This window comes from Pseudomonas azotoformans (genome assembly GCF_001579805.1).
In the GTDB taxonomy this organism is placed as follows: domain Bacteria; phylum Pseudomonadota; class Gammaproteobacteria; order Pseudomonadales; family Pseudomonadaceae; genus Aquipseudomonas; species Aquipseudomonas azotoformans_A.
Map to the genome: position 1 here is coordinate 1,772,931 of NZ_CP014546.1, position 19,351 is coordinate 1,792,281.

Sequence of the window (19,351 nt, forward strand, 5' to 3'; positions counted from 1 at the left end):
TCAGGACTCCAGGTCATGCCGGTTGACCCGGTCTTCCAGGCGATTCTGCAAATGCGCCAGGATGCTCGCCAAAATCCAGTAGATCAGGGCAGCGGAGAGATACATGGTGAAGATTTCGAAGGTCCGTGCCGACACCAGTTGCGCCTGGCGGAACAGCTCGGGCACTTGGATGGTAGCGGCCAGCGCCGTGTCCTTGACCAGCGAAATGAAGCTGTTGCCCAGCGGCGGCAAGGCCGTGCGCATGGCCTGCGGCAGGATGGCCCGGCGCAGGGTCTGCGCACGGGTCATGCCGATACTGGCCGCAGCTTCCCATTGGCCGCGCTCGATGGAACCGATGGCGGCGCGCAGGATTTCACAGGCATAGGCGGCCATGTTCAGCGAAAAGCCGATCATGGCCGCCGGGATCGGATCCAGCTCGATGCCCACTTGCGGCAAGCCGTAGTAGATCAAGAACAGCTGTACCAGCAAGGGCGTGCCGCGAAAGAACGACACGTAGACTCGGGCGAGCCAGCTCACCAGCTTGAAGCGCGACAGGCGCATCAAGGCCAGGCCGAAGCCCAGCAGCAAACCGAAAAACATCCCGCCGAGGCTGAGGATCACCGTGTAGTACGCGCCCTTGAGCAGAAAGGGCGCGGAGTCCAGCGCGAGTTGGAAACCTGCTTCCATTATTGAGTGACGTCAGCGTTGAAGTACTTCTCAGACAGCTTCTTCAAGGTGCCGTCGGCGCGCAGTTTGTCGAGGGCCTTGTTCACCGCGTCGAGCAGTTCTGGCTCGCCTTTGCGCAGGGCAATACCGGCTTCCTGACGGGAGAAGGCGTCGCCGGCTGCGGCGGTGTCAGGGGCTTTCTTGGCGTATTCCAGGGCGGCCAGGCGGTCGATCAGGATGGCGTCGATACGGCCGATGCGCAGGTCCTGGAACTTGGTCGGGTCGTCGTTGTAAGTCTTGATGAGGGCTTTAGGCTGATTGTCCTTGAGCCATTGTTCGTAGTTGGTGCCCAGGCCCACACCGACTTTCTTGCCGGCCAGGTCGTCGGCGGTCTTGATCGCGTCAACGTTCTTCTTCAGGACCAGTGCCTGGATACCGGAGACGGTGTAAGGCTTGGAGAAATCGTACTTTTTCTTGCGCTCTTCAGAGATGGTCACTTGGTTGACCACGGCGTCCAGACGCTTGGATTCCAGGGCGGCGAGGATGCCATCCCATGGAGTGGCCTGCAGCTTGACCTTCACGCCCAGCTCCTTGGCCAGGGCTTCGGACAGCTCCACTTCGAAACCGCTGAGCTTGCCGCTTTCATCGACGAAGCTGAACGGTGGGTAGGTGCCTTCCAGGCCGATTTTGATCTCGCCTGCTTTCTTGATGCTGTCCAGCTGTTCGCCAGCGACTGCTTGGCCGATCAGGCCAGCGCCGAGTGCCAGGCCCAAAGTGCCAACCAACAACGTGCGACGGAATACGGAAATAGTCATGAAGAGCCCCTGTGTTTTTTGTGTTGTGCGAAGCAGGTGACGCGGTAGTCGTATCCTGCCTTAAAGCGCGTAGCGCGTCTTCGCCTACGGCGCGATGATAAAGCCGGTTTTTAAGACTTGAAAATAATATTAAATCATTCGTTTATTCTTTTATGGAATAACATGGTCAGCATTTTTAGAACGCCGAGTCATAGGCGAACAACGCTGGCGCGCCACCGGTATGCAGGAAAATAATCGGCCCGTCCTCAATCCGTTGACGCCCGATGCCATCCAGCAAGCCGGCCATGGCCTTGCCAGTGTAGACCGGGTCCAGCAGCAGGCCTTCCTGGCTCGCCAGCAGCTTGACCGCCGCCAAGGTGCCGGCGTTCGGTTCGCCGTAGCGCGGGCCGAAGTACTCGTCCCACAGGATCACCTTGAAGGCCTCTGGAATTTTTACCCCCAGCAATTCGGCAGTGCGTTCGGCCAGGCCTTCTACTTTTGGGCGCTGGGCTTCTTCGGTGCGCGAGACGGTCACGCCGATCACAGGCAGGCTCGGTAACACTTCGCTCAAGGCCAACGCCAAGCCACTGTGGGTCCCCGCGCTGCCGGAGGCCAGGACCACGGCGGCGAACTCGATGCCACTGTCTTCGATCTGCCCGGCCAGCTCCAGCCCGGCGCGCACGTAACCCAATGCACCGAGGGCATTGGAGCCGCCGATCGGCACCAGGTAGGGCTTCTTGCCGTTGCTGCGCAGGCGGTCGGCGAGGGCGTTGAGCTGGTCGTCGATGTTGTCGAGGTTCTCGACCAATTCCACCTTGGCGTCGAACAACTCCAGCAGCAGGCGATTGCCGTTGCTTAGGTAATTGGGGTCTTCGGTGCCGGTGGGATTTTCCAGCAGGGCGACGCAGCCCAGACCGAGCTTGGCCGCCAGCGCGGCAGTCTGGCGCACGTGGTTGGACTGGATCGCGCCGGCTGTCACCAGGGTGTCGGCGCCTTGAGCGATGGCATCGGCGGCGAGGTATTCGAGTTTGCGCAGCTTGTTGCCGCCCATGGCCAGCGGCGTGGTGTCGTCGCGCTTGACGTAGATATCCCTGCCCAACCAGGCCGACAGCCGCTCGAGTTTTTCCAGGGCAGTGGCGCCACCCAGCAGTTCCAGGCGGTTAAAACGGTCGAGCTGTTGTTTGATCATGGCTACGCACGGTTGATGAGTATGGGGCGACTATAGGCAGGCACTTTTCATCGGGCAACCGTCAATCGCTTATTCCGGACGGTTCTTAGCATCACACCATTGGTTCTTAAGGGCGGCCAGGGTGCATACCGTAAAGTGATGGCCATTTCGTCAGGAGTGAATACCGTGAGTGAGCGTTCCAGTCATTGGCAATTACAGACCATCGTCAGCCAACTGCGCAGCGCCCGGGACCAGTGGCGAACGCGCAATGGGCGCTTGAGTGGAGAGCATGGCGGTCGTGAGTTGCCGTCCCGCGAGGCGGTGGCGCAGATTCTAGAGTCGTTGTGCGGCGCACTGTTCCCCATGCGCCTGGGCCCGGTGGACCTGCGTGAAGAGAGTGAAGATTTCTACGTTGGCCACACCCTCGATGTGGCGCTGAATGCCTTGCTCGGCCAGGCCCGCCTGGAGTTGCGCTACGCTGCACGCCAAGGCGCTAAAGACGACAGCGAAGTCGACACGCTTGCCATCCGCCTGATCCAGGATTTCGCCCTGGCCCTGCCGTCCCTGCGCAGTCTGTTGGACACTGACGTGCTGGCCGCCTACCACGGCGATCCGGCGGCGCGCAGCGTGGATGAAGTGCTGCTGTGCTATCCGGGCATCCTGGCGGTGATTCACCACCGCCTGGCCCACCACCTGTACCGTGCCGGCCTGCCGCTGTTGGCGCGCATCAGCGCGGAAATTGCCCACTCCGCCACCGGTATCGATATCCATCCCGGCGCGCAGATCGGACCGAGCTTTTTCATCGACCACGGGACCGGCGTAGTGATCGGCGAAACCGCGATTATCGGCGAGCGCGTGCGCATCTACCAAGCTGTGACGCTGGGCGCCAAGCGCTTCCCGGCAGACGAGGACGGGCAGTTGCAGAAAGGCCATCCACGCCACCCGATTGTCGAGGATGACGTGGTGATCTACGCCGGGGCGACGATCCTGGGGCGTATCACCATCGGCCAGGGCTCGACCATCGGCGGCAACGTGTGGCTGACGCGCAGCGTACCGGCGGGGGCGAATATCACCCAGGCCAACCTGCAACATGATGACGGCACGCAAAAGTGATGGCACTTCCCGTGAGCGCTGAGGACTAAGCTTGCCTTGGGCTGGCGTAGGAAATGTCTACCACTCAGCCCTGCGATTAGTCCCAGACCGCCCATCCATGTTTAACTTGAATACTCGTTCAAGTTAAACCCGGTGGTTCGCTGCCCGCTCACAACAGGAGGCTTACCTTTGCTGAGTCCGTTATTTACAGCCACATCTCACTCCCTCGGGGTGCATCGTTCATGAGTGCATCGTCCACCCCTACCAGCGGCCAGGTGCGCATGAACGCGCCGGTCTTCTACTTCGCCGCGACGTTTATCCTGCTGTTCGGCATCACGGTCATCGCTATCCCGCAACAGGCCGGTGCCTGGCTGCTGGCGGCGCAAAACTGGGCGGCCAACACGGTCGGCTGGTACTACATGCTGGCGATGACCCTGTATCTGGTCTTCGTGGTGGTCACCGCGTTATCGGGCTACGGCAAGATAAAACTCGGTGCCGACCACGACGAGCCCGAATTCAGTTACCTGTCCTGGGCCGGCATGCTGTTCGCCGCCGGGATCAGCATCACGCTGTTTTTCTTCTGCGTCTCCGAGCCGCTGACGCACCTGGTGCAACCGCCGCAAGGCGCGCCGATGAACGCCGATGCCGCGCGCCAGGCCATGCAGATCCTGTTTTTGCATTGGGGCCTGCACGGCTGGGGCGTGTTCGCGTTTGTCGGCATGGCCCTGGCGTATTTCGCCTACCGGCATAACCTGCCGCTGGCGTTGCGTTCGGCGCTGTACCCGCTGATCGGCAAGCGCATCAACGGTCCTATCGGTTATGCGGTGGATGGCTTCGGCATTATCGCCACGGTGTTCGGGCTTGGTGCGGACATGGGCTTTGGGGTGCTGCACCTCAATTCCGGGCTGGACTACTTGTTTGGCATTGCCCATACCCAGTGGATCCAGGTCGGTCTGATCACGCTGATGATGGGCGCCGCGATCATCGTCGCCGTGGCCGGTGTCGATAAAGGCGTGCGCGTGATGTCCGACATCAACATGCTGCTGGCCTGTGCGTTGCTGCTGTTCGTGTTGTTCGCCGGGCCCACCCAGCACTTGCTCAACACCTTGATCCAGAATATCGGCGACTACCTGGGCGCCTTGCCGACCAAGAGTTTCGACGTGTACGCCTACGACAAACCCAGCGACTGGCTGGGTGGTTGGACGGTGTTCTACTGGGCCTGGTGGATTGCATGGTCGCCGTTCGTGGGCCTGTTTATCGCGCGCATTTCCCGTGGCCGCACCATCCGTGAGTTCGTGTTTGGCGTGCTGCTGATCCCGCTGGGCTTCACCCTGGCGTGGATGTCGATCTTCGGCAACAGCGCCATCGACCAGGTGCTCAACCACGGTATGGCCGCACTCGGTCAGTCGGCCATCGATAACCCGTCGATGAGCCTCTACCTGCTGCTGGAAACCTACCCGTGGAGCAAAACCGTCATCGCGGTCACGGTGTTTATCAGCTTCGTGTTCTTCGTGACCTCCGCCGATTCGGGCACCGTGGTGCTGTCCACCCTGTCGTCCAAAGGCGGCAACGCCGATGAAGACGGGCCGAAATGGCTGCGGGTGTTCTGGGGTGCGATGACCGCGCTGGTCACCAGTGCCTTGCTGTTTGCCGGCAGCATCGATTCGCTCAAGTCGGCGGTGGTACTGACCTCGTTGCCGTTCTCGATGATCCTGCTGCTGATGATGTGGGGGCTGCATAAGGCGTTCTATCTGGAGTCGCAAAAGCAGATCGCCCAGTTGCATTCATTGGCACCGATTTCGACGGCTCGCAAGGGGCGCGGCGGCTGGCGCCAGCGTTTGAGCCAGGCCGTGCACTTCCCGTCGCGAGACGAGGTGTACCGTTTCCTTGACTCGACGGTGCGCCCGGCGATTGAAGAAGTGACGGCGGTGTTTGTCGAGAAGGGTTTGAATGTCGTGACGCAACCTGACCCCGCCAACGACAGTGTCAGCCTGGAAATCGGCCATGGCGAGGAGCGACCGTTCATCTACCAGGTGCAGATGCGCGGCTACTTCACGCCGTCATTTGCCCGTGGTGGGATGGGCTCCAAGGAGCTCAACAACCGTCGCTACTACCGGGCGGAAGTGCACTTGGCCGAGGGTAGCCAGGACTATGACTTGGTGGGCTATACCAAGGAACAGATCATCAACGACATCCTCGACCAGTACGAGCGTCACCTGCAGTTCCTGCACTTGGTGCGCTGAGGCTCAGGCCCTGAGGTACAGGGCCAGTGCCACCAGGGGCACGCCGAACACGCCACTGCCGATCACCAGTTCCGACACCAGGGGCTGGCCGGCAGTGACGCCCCCTACAGCGCCATTGACCACCGCCACCCCCAACCAGATCGCCACAAAGCTGTAGGCCAGAATGTGCCGGCTCACGCCAAGCTTCTGCCCGATCAACAGCATCAGTACCAGCAGGATCAAGCCGACGGTGATCACCAGGGTGGTGTGCATGTTCAGAGCTCCTTGCCCAGTGCGTTGTCCAGGGAATAGCGGCCAGCACCGCGAAACACCAGGTACAACGATAGCAGCGCCATCAGCACCGGGTACTCGATGCCTCGGTCGATCCACGGCCACGTCGGCCCCAGCAAGTAAGCAATGGTCAGCATCTGCACGGTCATCATGGCCGCGATCAGCCGTGTGCCCAGGCCGAGTATCAACAGCAATCCACCGACTGCTTCCAGCAAGGCCACCAGCAGGCCGATCAACTCCGCCTGCGGCAAGTGCAGGCGGTTCTGGATCAGATTGATGGAAGCCGCCATCGGATCGGCCATCGAACCATGGGCGTTGCCCAGCAATTTGGGCAGGCCGTGGGTGAGCATGATCACCCCAAAACCTGCGCGCAGCAGCGCATAGGCCAGGGGTTCGGCGTAGCGGTAAAGCGGGGCAAGTGCGGGGATCAACAAGGTTGGCATGATGGAGCTCCACAAAGAGAACATCGCTGGCCCGGATGTGTGACTTAGACCAGCCCGCCATTGGCGCGCAGGATTTGCCCATTCACCCAGCCACCGGCCGGGCTCACCAGAAACGCCACCACGCGGGCGATATCTTCCGGTTGGCCAAGGCGTTCCAGCGGCGGCATCTTGGCCATGCCCTGGATCTGCTCTTCGCTTTTGCCGTGCAGGAACAATTCGGTGGCGACCGGGCCTGGCGCCACGGCGTTGACAGTAATCCGGCGCCCGCGCATCTCTTTGGCGAACACTTGGGTCAGGGACTCCACCGCCGCCTTGCTGGCGATATACACCGCGTAACCTTGGAAGTTGAGGCCGACGGTGCTGCTGGAAAAGTTGACGATGCGTCCGCCGTCATTCAGGCGGGTGGCGGCTTCGCGCAGGGCGTTGAAGGTGCCACGGGTGTGGATATCGAAGTTCTGGTCGTAGAGTTCGTCGCTGTGCTGGGCCAGGGGCAGCGTCTTGAGGATGCCGGCGTTGTTGATCAGCACATCCACCTTGCCCAATTGCGCCTCGGTTTCGTCGAACAGGCGCTTGATGTCGGCGGGTTTGGCGACGTCGCCTTGGATCGCTATGGCTTGGTGGCCGGCCTGGCGCAGTTCCACTACCAGCTTCGACGCCTCGGTGGCGCTGCTGGCGTAGTTGATGGCCACGGCGTAGCCGTCGGCAGCGAGTTGCTTGGCGATGACGGCGCCAATGCCACGGGAGGCGCCGGTGATGATTGCTACTTGAGTCGTCATGATCTGGGTTCCTTGAACGGGGTGTGGAAGCAGATTCACATGTTTACCCAGGCCGATAAATGCGCCAGAGTTGCCTTGACTGTTCAATAATCGCCAACAATCGGCGTGTAGGAGTGCAGCGTGGATCAAGTCAAAGCCATGAAGGTCTTCGTGCGGATTTACGAGCGTTCCAGCTTCACACTGGCGGCCGATGACCTGAATCTGCCCCGTGCGACCCTGACCCACACCCTCAATCAATTCGAGGCCTGGCTCGGCACGCGCTTGTTGGAACGCAGCACCCGGCGTGTGCGCCCGACCCTCGATGGCGAGGCGTATTACCAACGTTGCGTGCAGCTGCTCGCGGAGCTGGAAGAGGCCGAGCTGGCGTTCCGCAGCGTGGCGCCCAAGGGGCGTTTGCGCGTGGACCTGCACGGCACGCTGGCCAAGTATTTTGTGGTACCGGCGCTGCCGGAGTTCATGGCGCGTTACCCGGATATCGAGCTGTCCATCAGTGAGGCGGATCGCTTTGTCGACCTGATCGCCGAGGGCGTCGATTGCGTGCTGCGTGCCGGCACCCTGGGGGATTCCGCGTTGATTGGTCGGCGCGTCGCCAACCTGCGCCAAGTGACCTGCGCGAGCCCCGCCTATCTGCGCAAATTCGGAGAACCCAAGAGCCTGGCCGAGCTGAGTGAACACCGCGCGGTGAACTACGTTTCACGCACCACGGCCAAGCTGTTTCCGTTCGAATTCATGGTCGATGGCGAGTTGCAGGAAGTGAGTATCGAAGGTGCATTGTCGGTGTTCGGCGCGGAGATTTATTCGGCCAGTGCGGTGGCCGGACTCGGCATTATCCAGTGCCCGCATTACCGCATGGCCGAGCTGATCGAGCAGGGCGTGATGCGAGAAATTCTCCAGGAAACACCGCCACCTTTGATGCCGGTATCGGTGCTGTATCCACAGAATCGACACATGTCGCCGAGGGTGCGTGTGTTCGTCGACTGGCTCGCGGAAATCTTCGAAAATGCCCGATAACCCGCGTAGTTAAAGGGTTTCATAAATTTAATTTCATCCGCCTACATCGCGTTTTGACGCGCAACTGTCATCTGGCCACTGCGTAATTGTGTGAAGCGTTTGACGCTTTCATTTCAGAACAGTGACGGAGACCGGTAACAATGAAGACGTTGATAAGCCCTATGGTGGGTGCCGCCATGGCGAGCTTTATGCTGTCCGCCCACGCCGATTTTATCGATGACAGCCACGCCGATGTGACCCTGCTCAACCGCTACCTCAACCAGCAGGGGCGTGATGTGGTGAACAGCAACGCCAAGGCCCACAGCATTCGCGATTGGGGCCAGGGGTTCGAGTTCAACTTCAAGTCCGGCTACACCGAAGGCCCGGTGGGTTTTGGCCTGGACCTGCAGGCGTTCTACGGGTTGAAGCTGGACTCCGGCGGTGACCTCAATGACAAGGAACACCAGGGTCGCTACCCCGGCAGCATGTTCCCGCTGGACAACGGCAAATCCGCCGACCAGTTCGGTGTGTTGAGCCCGACGTTCAAGATGCGTTTCGCCAAGGATGAACTGCGTGTCGGCACGCTCTACGGCAACAACCCGATACTCGCCAACACCGACGGGCGCCTGTACCAGCAGACCAACACCGGTGTGCAACTGGTGTCCAAAGACCTCAGCGACTTCACCTTCACCGGCGGCGATATCTTCAAGACCAAGATTCGCAACGAAACCGGCGACCAGGGCATGATCACCGCCGGCGGCACCAAAGAGAGCGATCGCTTCCTGTTCGGCGGTGCGGATTACACCGGCATCCAGAACACCACGGTCAGCCTGTGGTATTCCAACCTTGAGGATTACTACCAGCAGTTCTTCCTCGGTGCCAAGCGCCATGACGCGTTATCCGTGGGTGCCATCGACACCGACCTGCGTGTATTCCGCAGCCTGGGGGTGGGCGGCAACGCCGACGGTGACAAGGACTACGCCGCGAGTGGTCTGTACGGCGACGGCGTGAACAAAGGCCGCATCAACCAGACCACCGCCAGCTTGCTTGAGAGCTACAGCCTCGACGGCCACACCGTCGGCCTGGGTATCCAGAAAAACAGCGGCGACAGCGACTTCCCGTACCTGGACTCCGGCCTGAACAGCGGCGACAACCGCCAGGGCCCAGGCTCAGGCGCCGACACCCCGGCGCTGACCAACATGCAGTTGAATAAATTTCAACACGCCGGTGAGCGCACTTGGCTTGCGCAGTACAAGTATGACTTCGGTAAGCTTGGCCTCACGGGCCTGACGTTCTCCGCTGCCTATGCCCACGGCGATGACATCCGCACGGCTCAAGGCACTACCAGCGAATGGGAACGTAACGTCGCCGTGGCTTATCAAGTGCCCACCGGCACTCTCAAGGGCCTGGGTGTGACCTGGAAAAACGCCCACGCCAGCCCGGACATCAGCGGTGCCACCGTGCAAGACGAAAACCGCTTCTATGTGAGTTATGTCGTTCCACTCTGGTAGGCAATTGCTGTAGAACGGAACGGCAGACTTAAGCGATTCAGCTGGTTAAAAGGCCTGGGAATAACCTTATTCCCAGGCCTTATTTGCCGACGTCCAAGAGAGGATTCGATGACTTACATTGCTGCCGAAAACCGCTATGAATCTATTCCGTATCGCCGCGTAGGCCGCAGTGGATTGGTGCTGCCTGCACTGTCCCTGGGCCTGTGGCACAACTTTGGCGACAGCACCCCGATCGACACACAGCGCGCTCTGTTGCGCACCGCGTTCGACCTGGGCATCAACCACTTCGACCTGGCCAACAACTATGGCCCGCCCTATGGCAGCGCCGAGATCAACTTCGGCCGCTTGCTGCGCGAAGACTTCAAGCACTACCGCGACGAACTGATCATCTCCAGCAAAGCCGGCTGGGACATGTGGCCCGGCCCTTACGGCCAGGGCGGCGGCTCACGCAAGTACGTGCTGGCCAGCCTCGACCAGAGCCTGCAACGCCTGGGCGTCGACTACGTGGACATCTTCTACTCCCACCGTTTTGACGCCGACACCCCCCTGGAAGAAACCGCCAGCGCCCTCGCCACTGCCGTGCAGCAAGGCAAGGCGTTGTACATCGGGATCTCGTCCTACTCGGGCGTGAAAACCCGCGAAATCGCCGCGCTGCTCAAAGAGTGGAAAGTGCCGCTGCTGATTCACCAGCCGGCCTACAACCTGCTCAACCGCTGGGTGGAAAAAGACCTGTTGGACACCACCGAAGAGCTCGGCGCCGGGGTGATCGCGTTCACGCCGCTGGCCCAGGGTCTGCTGACCGACAAATACCTCAACGGCGTGCCGGCGGATGCACGGGTGAACCGTCCGGGTGGTGGTTCGTTGCAGGCCAAGCACCTGTCCGAAGCCAACATCGCCCACGTGCGTGCGCTGAATGAAATCGCCCAACGCCGTGGCCAGAGCCTGGCGCAACTGGCATTGGCCTGGACTCTGCGTGATCCACGGGTGACCAGTGCGCTGATCGGTGCGAGCCGGCCGGAGCAGATTATCGAGAACGTCGGGGCGTTGAAAAATCTGCATTTCAGTGCAGAAGAATTGGCGGAGATTGATCGGTTTGCGCTGGAAGGTGGGATTAACTTGTGGGAAAAGCCGTCCACTGCTGAATAATCTGACGCCACTCGATCAAATTGTGGGAGCGGGCTTGCTCGCGAATGCGGAGTGTCAGTCAACAGATGTACTGACTGATCCACCGCCTTCGCGAGCAAGCCCGCTCCCACATTTAATCCTCGGCGGGATTTAGAACGGCACATCTCCCAAAATCGTCGCCCGGTGCATCACCCGCCGCTGCGGCCGGTAATCATCCACCGCGTAATGCTGCGTCACGCGGTTATCCCAGAACGCCACATCGTTTTCCTGCCAACGCCAACGAATGGTGAACTCCGGGCGTGTCGCGTGGGCAAACAGCAGCTTCAGAATCGCCTCGCTCTCCGCCGGTTCCAGCTCGTTGATCCTGGTGGTAAACCCATCACTGACAAACAGCGACTTACGCCCACTCACCGGGTGCGTGCGCACCACCGGATGCGACAACGGCGGGTTCTTCTTGCGGGTCTCTTCCCAGCGCGCCAGGTCTTCGGCGGTGTTGCCAAAGCGCTCCAGCGGGAAGGATTTGGTGAAGTCGTGGGTCGCGGTCAGCCCGTCGAGCAGGCGCTTCAACGGCTCGGACAACGCCTCATACGCCGCAATCCCGCTGGCCCACAGCGTATCGCCGCCAAACGCCGGCAGCAGCTTGGCGCTGAGTACGGCGCCCAACGCCGGGGTGGGCAGGAAGGTCACGTCGGTGTGCCACACGGCGTTGTCACGCACGTCGGTGACGGCGGTGTCGAGGATCAGCACTTCGGGCTGTTCCGGCACATTGGGGTAGATCGGGTGGATATGCAGGTCACCAAAATTCGCCGCGAATCGCGCTTGCTGTTGCGGGTTGATCGGTTGATCGCGGAAGAACAGCACCGAGTGGGTGAGCAACGCCTGTTCAATGGCATCTCGCTCTTCAATGTTCAACGGCTGGGTGATATCGACGCCACTGATCAGGGCACCCAATGCGGTGCTGATGGGGGTAACGGTCAGGCTGCTCATGCGGTTCTCACTCAATGTGCCTGGCCATGCCACGGCACTAATTTACGCTGCAGGGCGCGCAGGCCCATTTCCATGGCGAAGGCGATCAGGGCGATGACCAGGATGCCCAGCACCACCACGTCAGTGACCAGGAACTGCGCCGCCGACTGCACCATGAAACCCAGGCCGCTGGTGGCCGCGATCAGCTCGGCGGCGACCAATGTCGACCAGCCCACGCCCAGGCCGATGCGCACGCCGGTAAGGATGTCGGGCAGCGCGCTTGGCAGGATCACATGGCGAATCAACTGGGCGCGGGTGGCGCCCAACGACTGTGCGGCGCGCAGCTTGGCCGGGTCGACCGTGCGCACACCGGTCGCGGTGGCGATGGCAATCGGCGCGAAGATCGCCAGGTAAATCAGCAGCACCTTGGACAGTTCGCCAATGCCGCACCAGATCACGATCAGCGGCAGGTAGGCCAATGGCGGGATCGGGCGGTAGAACTCGATCAGCGGGTCGAGAATGCCACGGGCGATACGGTTGGAGCCGATGGCGATCCCCACCGGCACGGCAGTCAGCACGGCAAAGCCCAAGCCCAGGCCGATACGGCTGAGGCTGGCGCCCAGGTGTTGCCAGAGGGTTGAGTCCATGTAGCCCGTGGTCGCCAGCAGCCAGCCTTTTTGCAGCACGGCAGACGGCGGCGGCAGGAACAGTGGTTCGATCAAACCGGTGGCGGTCACGGCCCACCAGATAACCAGCAACGCGACCAGGGTCAGCAGGCTGATCCAGCGCGTGCTCAAGCTGCGGCGCAGCGGGATAACGGTATGCACCACCGGCTTGGCGGCGAGTTCGTAGCTGCTCATGCGGACACCTGCCGTTGGGAGAACACTTTGCCCAGCACGTGTTCGCGGGTTTCGATAAAGCGCGGGTCGGACTTGATCGCCCGCGCCGACTCACCGGCGGCGTAGCGTTGGCCGAAGTCCAGGCTCAGGCGTTCGACGATCTGGCCAGGGTTGGGCGCCAGCAGGATCAGGTCAGTGGCGAGGAAGACCGCTTCTTCGATGTCGTGGGTAATCAGGAACACCGGCTTGGCCGTGCGCCGCCAGACTTGCAGCAGCAGCTCCTGCATCTGTTCGCGGGTGAAGGCGTCGAGGGCGCCGAAGGGTTCGTCCATCAGCAACACGCGAGGGTCGGCCGCCAGCGCGCGGGCGAGGCCGACACGTTGCTTCTGCCCACCGGAAAGTTGCCAGATGCGGCGGCTGTCGAAACCGGCCAGGTCTACCAGCGCGAGCATTTCCCGAGCGCGCACTTCACGTTGCGCCTTGGGCACACCGGCCAGCTCCAGGCCGAAGCCGACGTTGGCCAACACATCCTGCCAGGGCAGCAGGGCGTCGTCCTGGAACACCACGCCGCGTTCGGCGCTCGGGCCTTTGACCGGCACGCCATCAAGCGTAATGCGCCCGGCCGACGGTTCGACAAAGCCGGCAATCAGGTTCAACAGCGAAGTCTTGCCACTGCCGGACGGGCCGAGGGCCACCAGCAATTGCTGGGGCCCCAGGTCGATTGAAATGTCTGACAGTACCGGTTCTGTGGCGCCTGGGTACTGTGCGCTGATGCGCTCCAGTTGTAGCAAGGCCATCGCGATGAACTCCTGATCAATTAGTAATGAACTTGGCGCTGACGTACGGGGCGTAGTCCGGCAGCACGGCGTCGACCTTGCCTTGCTCCTTGAGGAACGCGGCGGTATCGGTCACGGCCTTGGTGGTCGGTGCGCCCAGCAGGGTCACTTGGTCAGCGGCCAGCGGGTAGACGTTGCCTTGCAGCAGCAGTGGGATGTCGCTGGCCTTGGCGCCGGAGAGTTTCACCAGTTTTTCGACGTTGCCTTTGTCGGCGAGCCAGGCTTGTGGGTCTTTACGGTAGGCGGCGTAGGCATCCAGGGTGACTTTGGCAAACGACGTGACGATTTCCGGGTGCTTCTCGGCAAAATCCTTACGCACGATCCAGGCATCGAAGGTAGGCGCGCCAAACTTGGCCAGTTCGCCGGAGGTGATCAGCACCTTGCCGTTTTCCTTGGCCACGCCCAGGGCAGGGTCCCAAACGTAAGTAGCGTCGATATCACCACGCTTCCAGGCGGCGATGATCGCCGGTGGTGCGAGGTTGAGGATGGTTACTTTGGACGGGTCGATGTTCCAGTGCTTCAGCGCGGCCAACAGGCTGTAGTGACCGGTGGACACGAATGGCACGGCGATTTTTTTGCCGATCAGGTCCTGCGGGCTGTTGATCCCCGAACCGTCGCGCGCTACCAGGGCTTCGGCGCCGCCGATCTGGGTGGCAACGAGGAAGGTTTCCACCGGCACTTTGCGGGTGATCGCGGCGGTCAGGGGGCTGGAACCGAGGTAGCCAATCTGCACGTCGCCGGACGCGATGGCGGCGATGATATCGGCGCCATTGTCGAATTTGCGCCAGTTGATCTTGGCGTTGGTGGCTTTTTCATAGGCGCCATCGGCCTGGGCGACTTTGGCCGGGTCCACGGTGGTCTGGTAAGCGATGGTCACATCCGCCGCCTGGGCAAACAGGCTGGCACCGGCCAGGGACAATGCGGCCAAGAGGCGCAGAGGGGTAAGCAGTTTCAAGGGGAAGCTCCTCAATCAGGCGGCCGAGGGTCGGCGTGTGAGGAGACTAAATGATCTAAGAATCCGAAAATAAATAACATTTTCGAATTAGCTTATGAGGAGAAAAATGTTGCCTGTAGTGAGCGGGCTTGCCCGCTCACCACAGTAAATTACCCCAACATTTTTTTAGTTGCTGATGGCGAGGATGCTGGCCTGGTAAGAGCCAACAAACACGTCAAAATCACCCACTTCGTTCTGCTCCAGCTCTGCCTGCTGTGCCAGCGATTTGCGTGCCAGTTCTTCAAACTGCGCTTGCTCTTCGGCCGGCAGCGGTTCGCTGCGGAAATGCTCGGCGTGCAGTTGGCTCTGGTGCAGGGAGAACTGCGCAAAGCTTTCCTTGCGCTCGGCCATCGCCGCCAACACCTGGGCCGACGGGGTCAGGGACGAATCCTTGACCTTGGCCAGTTGGGCATCCAGCGCTTGGCTGTGCTCGGTGATGCCGTGGCTTTCATCCAGCAAGGCGGCCAGTGGCGCAATCTGCTCCAGCAGCTCGGCAGCCCACTCCTTCATGTCCACAGGCTGGCCCAGACGCTGCAATTGCAGGCCGGGACGACGACCTTCCTTGACCACGCTGAGGAAGTTGGAGGTGGCGTTGCCGCACTCGTTGTCGGCGAACAGCGGGCTGTCGTTCAACGCGCAGTACAGCAGGAAGGCGTCGAGGAAACGCGACTCCGGCAGGTCGATGCCCATCGGCAGGAACGGGTTGATGTCCAGGCAGCGCACTTCGATGTACTGGATGCCACGGGCCACCAGCGCCTGGATCGGCCGTTCGCCGGTGTAGGTCACACGCTTGGGGCGGATGTTGGAGTAGTACTCGTTTTCGATCTGCAGGATGTTGGTGTTGAGCTGTACCCACTCACCGTCCTGATGGGTTCCGATTTCGACGTACGGTGCGTAGGGCGTTGCTACCGCTTCACGCAGGCTGTCGGTGTAGCTGCTCAAATCGTTGTAGCAAGGCGTGAGGCCGGCCTGGGCGTTGCTCTGGTAACCCAGGTCGCTCATGCGCAGGCTGGTTGCGTAGGGCAAGTACAGCGTGTCGGCGTCGAGTACTTCCAGCTGGTGCGAGCGACCCCGCAGGAAACCGGCGTCCAGGGCAGGGGATGCACCGAACAGGTACATCAGCAGCCAGCTGTAACGGCGGAAGTTACGAATCAGCGCGATATAGGCGGTGGACTGGTAGTCGCGGTCAGTGCCGACAAATCCTTCAGTCTCTTTAAGCAACGGCCACAGCGCTTCCGGCAACGAAAAGTTGTAGTGGATGCCAGCGATGCACTGCATGGTCTTGCCATAACGCAGGGCCAAACCCTTGCGATACACGTACTTGAGCTGTCCGATATTGGACGTGCCGTAGTAGGCAATCGGAATATCTTCCTCAGCCGGCAACGGGCACGGCATTGAGGGGCTCCACAGGTATTCGCTGCCCAGCTTGGTGTAGGCAAAGCGATGGATCTTGTCCAGGCTGCTCAGGGTATCGGCCGGGTTGGGCAGGGCGGGAGTGATGAACTCCAGCAGCGATTCCGAGTAGTCGGTGGTGATCTGTTCGTGGGTCAACGCGGCGCCCAGGGCTTCAGGGTGCGGCGTTTGCGCCAGTCGACCCTCACCGGTGACACGCAGGCATTCGCGCTCGATGCCGTGCAAGCACTGCTCTAGCAGGGAGAGGTGTTCGCGCTTGCCGAGCAGGGCCAGGCGGCGGTTGAGAAGTTCGCTCAAGTTGGATTCCTTCACGCGTCAGTCGCCCCAATATGGGGGTGGGCAGGACGGTCTACAAGGGTGAAGTTAAAACTGGCGTGATCGCCTGGTTTAGAGTCGATTTAACCCGCTCTGAATATGCCGACTTCACTCCATGAATTTGGCTACAGCGCAGCGAGAAAATTCCGACGCCGTGATTGCAGCGCCGAAATTAACTCAAATCGGGGGTGGGGAGCTATAGGACAGCGAAGGTGCCCTGTGCTTTTGCGACAAGTCTTTCGTCTTGATACACGTCTGCCTCGACCACCAGCGTGCGGCGACCGGCATGAATCACCCGGCTGGTGCACAGCACGTCACCGTCGGACACGGCGCGGATATAGTTGATCTTGCACTCGATAGTCGCGCTCTGCTGGTCGAAACCATGGGAGCTGGAACAGGCCAGTCCCATCGTAATGTCCACCAGGCTGAAAATCGCCCCGCCATGGAGCTTGCCCGCGCGGTTGCGCAGTTGCGGCTCCAGGGTCAGGGCCACCTCGGCAACGCCTTCTTCAAGGCGTTGCAGGCGGCAGCCGATCAGTTCGCTGAACGCGCTCTGGGTCAAACCGGCTGGGATTTCCATCAGCGTTTCTTCAACTGTTTGGCGTTGGCGAACAGCGAGGCCATGGCGTTGTTGCTTGGCGCTGCGGTGGCGGTTTCTTTGCGCGGTGCATTGTTCTGCGACTGGCGCGGTGCCGAACCCGGACGAGCTCCACGGGCACCGTCGATTTTCTCGCCGGGGGTGTCGCTCATGCGCATCGACAGGCCAACGCGTTTGCGCGGGATGTCGACTTCCATCACCTTGACCTTGACCACGTCGCCGGCTTTCACCGCTTCACGCGGGTCTTTGATGAACTTCTCCGAAAGCGCGGAGATATGCACCAAACCGTCCTGATGCACGCCGATGTCCACAAAGGCGCCGAAGTTGGTCACGTTGGTGACCACGCCTTCGAGGATCATGCCCAGCTCCAGATCCTTGAGGTCTTCGACGCCGTCCTGGAACTCGGCGGTCTTGAACTCGGGACGTGGGTCGCGGCCAGGTTTTTCCAGCTCTTGCAGGATGTCGGTGATGGTCGGCACACCGAAGGTTTCGTCGGTGTACTTCTTCGGATCCAGGCGTTTGAGGAACGCAGCATCGCCGATCAGCGAGCGGATATCGCGGTCGGTCTCGGCGGCGATGCGCTGCACCAGCGGGTAGGCTTCGGGGTGGACTGCGGAAGAATCCAGCGGGTTGTCGCCGTTCATTACGCGTAGGAAGCCGGCGGCTTGTTCGAAGGTTTTCTCGCCCAGGCGCGCGACCTTTTTCAGCGCTGCACGGGTTTTGAACGCGCCGTTTTCGTCACGGTGGGTCACGATATTCTGCGCCAGGGTGGCGTTGAGGCCGGAAATACGCGCCAGCAAGGCGACGGAAGCGGTGTTCACGTCCACGCCCACGGCGTTTACGCAGTCCTCGACCACCGCGTCCAGGCCTCGTGCCAGTTTCAGCTGCGACACATCGTGCTGGTACTGGCCGACACCGATGGATTTAGGGTCGATCTTCACCAGCTCGGCCAGTGGGTCCTGCAGGCGACGGGCGATAGACACTGCGCCACGGATCGACACGTCGAGGTCCGGGAACTCCTTGGAAGCCAGTTCCGAGGCCGAATATACCGAAGCGCCGGCCTCGGAGACCATGACCTTGGTCATTTTCATGGCTGGGTATTTCTTGATCAGCTCGGCGGCCAGCTTGTCGGTTTCACGGCTGGCGGTGCCGTTGCCGATGGCGATCAGGTCTACCGCGTGCTTGGCGCACAGGGCAGCCAGGATGGCCAGGGTCTGGTCCCATTTGTTGTGCGGCACGTGCGGGTAAACGGTGGCGTGGTCCAGCAGCTTGCCGGTGGCGTCGACCACGGCAACCTTGCAGCCGGTGCGCAGGCCCGGGTCGAGGCCCAGGGTGGCACGCGGGCCGGCCGGGGCCGACAGCAGCAGGTCGTGCAGGTTGTGGGCGAACACGTTGATCGCCTCGGTCTCGGCGCCGTCGCGCAGCTCGCCCAGCAGATCGGTTTCCAGGTGGGTGTAGAGCTTGACCTTCCAGGTCCAGCGCACCACTTCACCGAGCCACTTGTCCGCAGGACGGTTCTGATTCTGGATGCCGAATTGTTGACCGATCATGCCTTCGCACGGGTGCATGGTGCCCGGCAATTCGTCGCCGACCTTCAGCGCGGAGCTGAGAATGCCTTCGTTGCGGCCACGGAAAATGGCGAGCGCACGGTGGGACGGCATGCTTTTCAGCGGTTCGTCGTGTTCGAAGTAATCGCGGAACTTGGCGCCTTCCTCCTCTTTGCCGGCGATGACGCGGGCACTGAGAATGGCTTCCTGTTTCAAGTAAGTGCGCAGTTTTTCCAGCAGGCTGGCGTCTTCGGCGAAGCGCTCCATGAGGATGTACTTGGCGCCTTCGAGGGCGGCCTTGACGTCCGCGACGCCTTTTTCGGCGTCGATGAAGCGGGCGGCTTCGGTGTCCGGGGTCAGCGACGGGTCGTTGAACAGACCGTCGGCCAACTCGCCCAGGCCGGCTTCCAGGGCGATCTGGCCCTTGGTGCGGCGCTTCTGCTTGTACGGCAGGTAGAGGTCTTCGAGGCGGGTCTTGGTGTCGGCGAGCTTGATGTCGCGCTCAAGCTGTGGAGTCAACTTGCCTTGTTCCTCGATGCTGGCGAGGATGCTGATGCGCCGTTCGTCGAGTTCTCGCAGGTAGCGCAGACGCTCTTCCAGGTGACGCAGTTGGATGTCGTCGAGGCTGCCGGTCACTTCTTTACGGTAACGGGCGATGAAAGGCACCGTGGAGCCTTCATCCAGTAGAGCGACGGCCGCTTCGACCTGTTGTGGGCGTACACCGAGTTCCTCGGCGATGCGGCTGTTGATGCTGTCCATAAAACCACCTGAAATTCTGAAAAGCAG

18 protein-coding genes are annotated in these 19,351 nt (G+C 61.2%); 5 read left to right on the plus strand and 13 right to left on the minus strand.

Annotated features, from left to right (window positions below; translation table 11 throughout):
- From tcyL to AYR47_RS08285, 3 genes are all read right to left on the minus strand, one after another.
- Positions 1-666, minus strand: coding sequence for a cystine ABC transporter permease (gene tcyL, locus AYR47_RS08275; RefSeq protein ID WP_010214112.1), 666 nt, complete (start codon positions 664-666; stop codon positions 1-3).
- Positions 666-1,460: a cystine ABC transporter substrate-binding protein gene (gene tcyJ, locus AYR47_RS08280; protein ID WP_061434877.1), complete on the minus strand. Its 795-nt coding sequence runs from the start codon at positions 1,458-1,460 to the stop codon at positions 666-668. Before tcyJ ends, tcyL begins: the two co-directional genes overlap by 1 nt.
- A 175-nt stretch (positions 1,461-1,635) precedes the next feature.
- Complete coding sequence (locus tag AYR47_RS08285) at positions 1,636-2,628, minus strand: D-cysteine desulfhydrase (RefSeq protein ID WP_061434879.1); 993 nt, start codon at positions 2,626-2,628, stop codon at positions 1,636-1,638.
- A gap of 165 nt (positions 2,629-2,793) precedes the next feature.
- On the opposite strand from AYR47_RS08285, the gene epsC reads away from it, so the two are divergent.
- Both epsC and betT read left to right on the plus strand, forming a co-directional pair.
- Positions 2,794-3,720 (plus strand): serine O-acetyltransferase EpsC, encoded by a 927-nt coding sequence (gene epsC, locus AYR47_RS08290; protein WP_033898799.1) that lies wholly within the window; start codon positions 2,794-2,796, stop codon positions 3,718-3,720.
- Between the two features lie 260 nt (positions 3,721-3,980).
- The gene (betT, locus tag AYR47_RS08295; protein WP_162834914.1) at positions 3,981-5,942 is read left to right on the plus strand and encodes a choline transporter BetT; all 1,962 of its coding nucleotides are present in this window, start codon (positions 3,981-3,983) and stop codon (positions 5,940-5,942) included.
- A 3-nt stretch (positions 5,943-5,945) separates the two neighbouring features.
- On the opposite strand, the gene AYR47_RS08300 is transcribed toward betT, so the two are convergent.
- Genes AYR47_RS08300 through AYR47_RS08310 form a run of 3 tightly spaced genes read right to left on the minus strand, consistent with a single transcriptional unit; the run spans position 5,946 to position 7,431 of the window.
- Positions 5,946-6,194: a hypothetical protein gene (locus AYR47_RS08300; RefSeq protein WP_061434881.1), complete on the minus strand. Its 249-nt coding sequence runs from the start codon at positions 6,192-6,194 to the stop codon at positions 5,946-5,948.
- Positions 6,195-6,196: 2 nt separating this feature from the next.
- Positions 6,197-6,655, minus strand: a complete 459-nt coding sequence (locus tag AYR47_RS08305; RefSeq protein ID WP_061434883.1) for a DoxX family protein — start codon at positions 6,653-6,655, stop codon at positions 6,197-6,199.
- A gap of 44 nt (positions 6,656-6,699) precedes the next feature.
- On the minus strand, positions 6,700-7,431 hold the full coding sequence (locus AYR47_RS08310; protein ID WP_033898784.1) for an SDR family oxidoreductase: 732 nt from the start codon (positions 7,429-7,431) through the stop codon (positions 6,700-6,702).
- A 120-nt stretch (positions 7,432-7,551) separates the two neighbouring features.
- Here AYR47_RS08310 and AYR47_RS08315 point away from each other — a divergent pair, with 120 nt between their 5' ends.
- The 3 genes from AYR47_RS08315 to mgrA all read left to right on the plus strand — a co-directional run bounded on the left by AYR47_RS08315 (position 7,552) and on the right by mgrA (position 11,078).
- On the plus strand, positions 7,552-8,442 hold the full coding sequence (locus tag AYR47_RS08315; protein ID WP_033898782.1) for a LysR family transcriptional regulator: 891 nt from the start codon (positions 7,552-7,554) through the stop codon (positions 8,440-8,442).
- 161 nt (positions 8,443-8,603) lie between these two features.
- Positions 8,604-9,932: an OprD family outer membrane porin gene (locus AYR47_RS08320; protein ID WP_082781479.1), complete on the plus strand. Its 1,329-nt coding sequence runs from the start codon at positions 8,604-8,606 to the stop codon at positions 9,930-9,932.
- A gap of 108 nt (positions 9,933-10,040) precedes the next feature.
- Positions 10,041-11,078 carry an L-glyceraldehyde 3-phosphate reductase gene (gene mgrA, locus AYR47_RS08325; RefSeq protein WP_033898777.1) on the plus strand — a complete coding sequence of 346 codons (1,038 nt, stop codon included), beginning with the start codon at positions 10,041-10,043 and terminating at the stop codon, positions 11,076-11,078.
- Between the two features lie 129 nt (positions 11,079-11,207).
- On the opposite strand, the gene tauD is transcribed toward mgrA, so the two are convergent.
- From tauD to AYR47_RS08360, 7 genes are all read right to left on the minus strand, one after another.
- On the minus strand, positions 11,208-12,044 hold the full coding sequence (tauD, locus tag AYR47_RS08330) for a taurine dioxygenase (protein ID WP_033898765.1): 837 nt from the start codon (positions 12,042-12,044) through the stop codon (positions 11,208-11,210).
- Between the two features lie 11 nt (positions 12,045-12,055).
- Positions 12,056-12,883 carry a taurine ABC transporter permease TauC gene (gene tauC / locus AYR47_RS08335; RefSeq protein WP_061434887.1) on the minus strand — a complete coding sequence of 276 codons (828 nt, stop codon included), beginning with the start codon at positions 12,881-12,883 and terminating at the stop codon, positions 12,056-12,058.
- Positions 12,880-13,659 carry a taurine ABC transporter ATP-binding subunit gene (tauB, locus tag AYR47_RS08340; protein WP_017254560.1) on the minus strand — a complete coding sequence of 260 codons (780 nt, stop codon included), beginning with the start codon at positions 13,657-13,659 and terminating at the stop codon, positions 12,880-12,882. The genes tauC and tauB overlap by 4 nt, the downstream gene beginning before the upstream one ends.
- A gap of 16 nt (positions 13,660-13,675) precedes the next feature.
- Positions 13,676-14,653, minus strand: coding sequence for a taurine ABC transporter substrate-binding protein (gene tauA / locus AYR47_RS08345; RefSeq protein WP_033898757.1), 978 nt, complete (start codon positions 14,651-14,653; stop codon positions 13,676-13,678).
- A 165-nt stretch (positions 14,654-14,818) separates the two neighbouring features.
- On the minus strand, positions 14,819-16,402 hold the full coding sequence (gene gshA, locus AYR47_RS08350; RefSeq protein WP_033898755.1) for a glutamate--cysteine ligase: 1,584 nt from the start codon (positions 16,400-16,402) through the stop codon (positions 14,819-14,821).
- A 214-nt stretch (positions 16,403-16,616) separates the two neighbouring features.
- A complete protein-coding gene (locus tag AYR47_RS08355; protein ID WP_016979039.1) occupies positions 16,617-17,000 on the minus strand; it encodes a PaaI family thioesterase in 384 nt (127 codons plus the stop codon).
- A complete protein-coding gene (locus tag AYR47_RS08360) occupies positions 17,000-19,324 on the minus strand; it encodes a Tex family protein (protein WP_033898751.1) in 2,325 nt (774 codons plus the stop codon). Before AYR47_RS08360 ends, AYR47_RS08355 begins: the two co-directional genes overlap by 1 nt.
- Between the last annotated feature and the right edge of the window lie 27 nt (positions 19,325-19,351).

Coding starts and splice junctions, on each gene's coding strand:
- tcyL (WP_010214112.1), bottom strand. CDS start 666: ATGGAAGCAGGTTTCCAACTCGCGCTGGACTCCGCGCCCTTTCTGCTC.
- tcyJ (WP_061434877.1), bottom strand. CDS start 1,460: ATGACTATTTCCGTATTCCGTCGCACGTTGTTGGTTGGCACTTTGGGC.
- AYR47_RS08285 (WP_061434879.1), bottom strand. CDS start 2,628: ATGATCAAACAACAGCTCGACCGTTTTAACCGCCTGGAACTGCTGGGT.
- betT (WP_162834914.1), top strand. CDS start 3,981: ATGAACGCGCCGGTCTTCTACTTCGCCGCGACGTTTATCCTGCTGTTC.
- AYR47_RS08300 (WP_061434881.1), bottom strand. CDS start 6,194: ATGCACACCACCCTGGTGATCACCGTCGGCTTGATCCTGCTGGTACTG.
- AYR47_RS08305 (WP_061434883.1), bottom strand. CDS start 6,655: ATGCCAACCTTGTTGATCCCCGCACTTGCCCCGCTTTACCGCTACGCC.
- AYR47_RS08310 (WP_033898784.1), bottom strand. CDS start 7,431: ATGACGACTCAAGTAGCAATCATCACCGGCGCCTCCCGTGGCATTGGC.
- AYR47_RS08320 (WP_082781479.1), top strand. CDS start 8,604: ATGGTGGGTGCCGCCATGGCGAGCTTTATGCTGTCCGCCCACGCCGAT.
- mgrA (WP_033898777.1), top strand. CDS start 10,041: ATGACTTACATTGCTGCCGAAAACCGCTATGAATCTATTCCGTATCGC.
- tauD (WP_033898765.1), bottom strand. CDS start 12,044: ATGAGCAGCCTGACCGTTACCCCCATCAGCACCGCATTGGGTGCCCTG.
- tauC (WP_061434887.1), bottom strand. CDS start 12,883: ATGAGCAGCTACGAACTCGCCGCCAAGCCGGTGGTGCATACCGTTATC.
- tauB (WP_017254560.1), bottom strand. CDS start 13,659: ATGGCCTTGCTACAACTGGAGCGCATCAGCGCACAGTACCCAGGCGCC.
- AYR47_RS08355 (WP_016979039.1), bottom strand. CDS start 17,000: ATGGAAATCCCAGCCGGTTTGACCCAGAGCGCGTTCAGCGAACTGATC.
- AYR47_RS08360 (WP_033898751.1), bottom strand. CDS start 19,324: ATGGACAGCATCAACAGCCGCATCGCCGAGGAACTCGGTGTACGCCCA.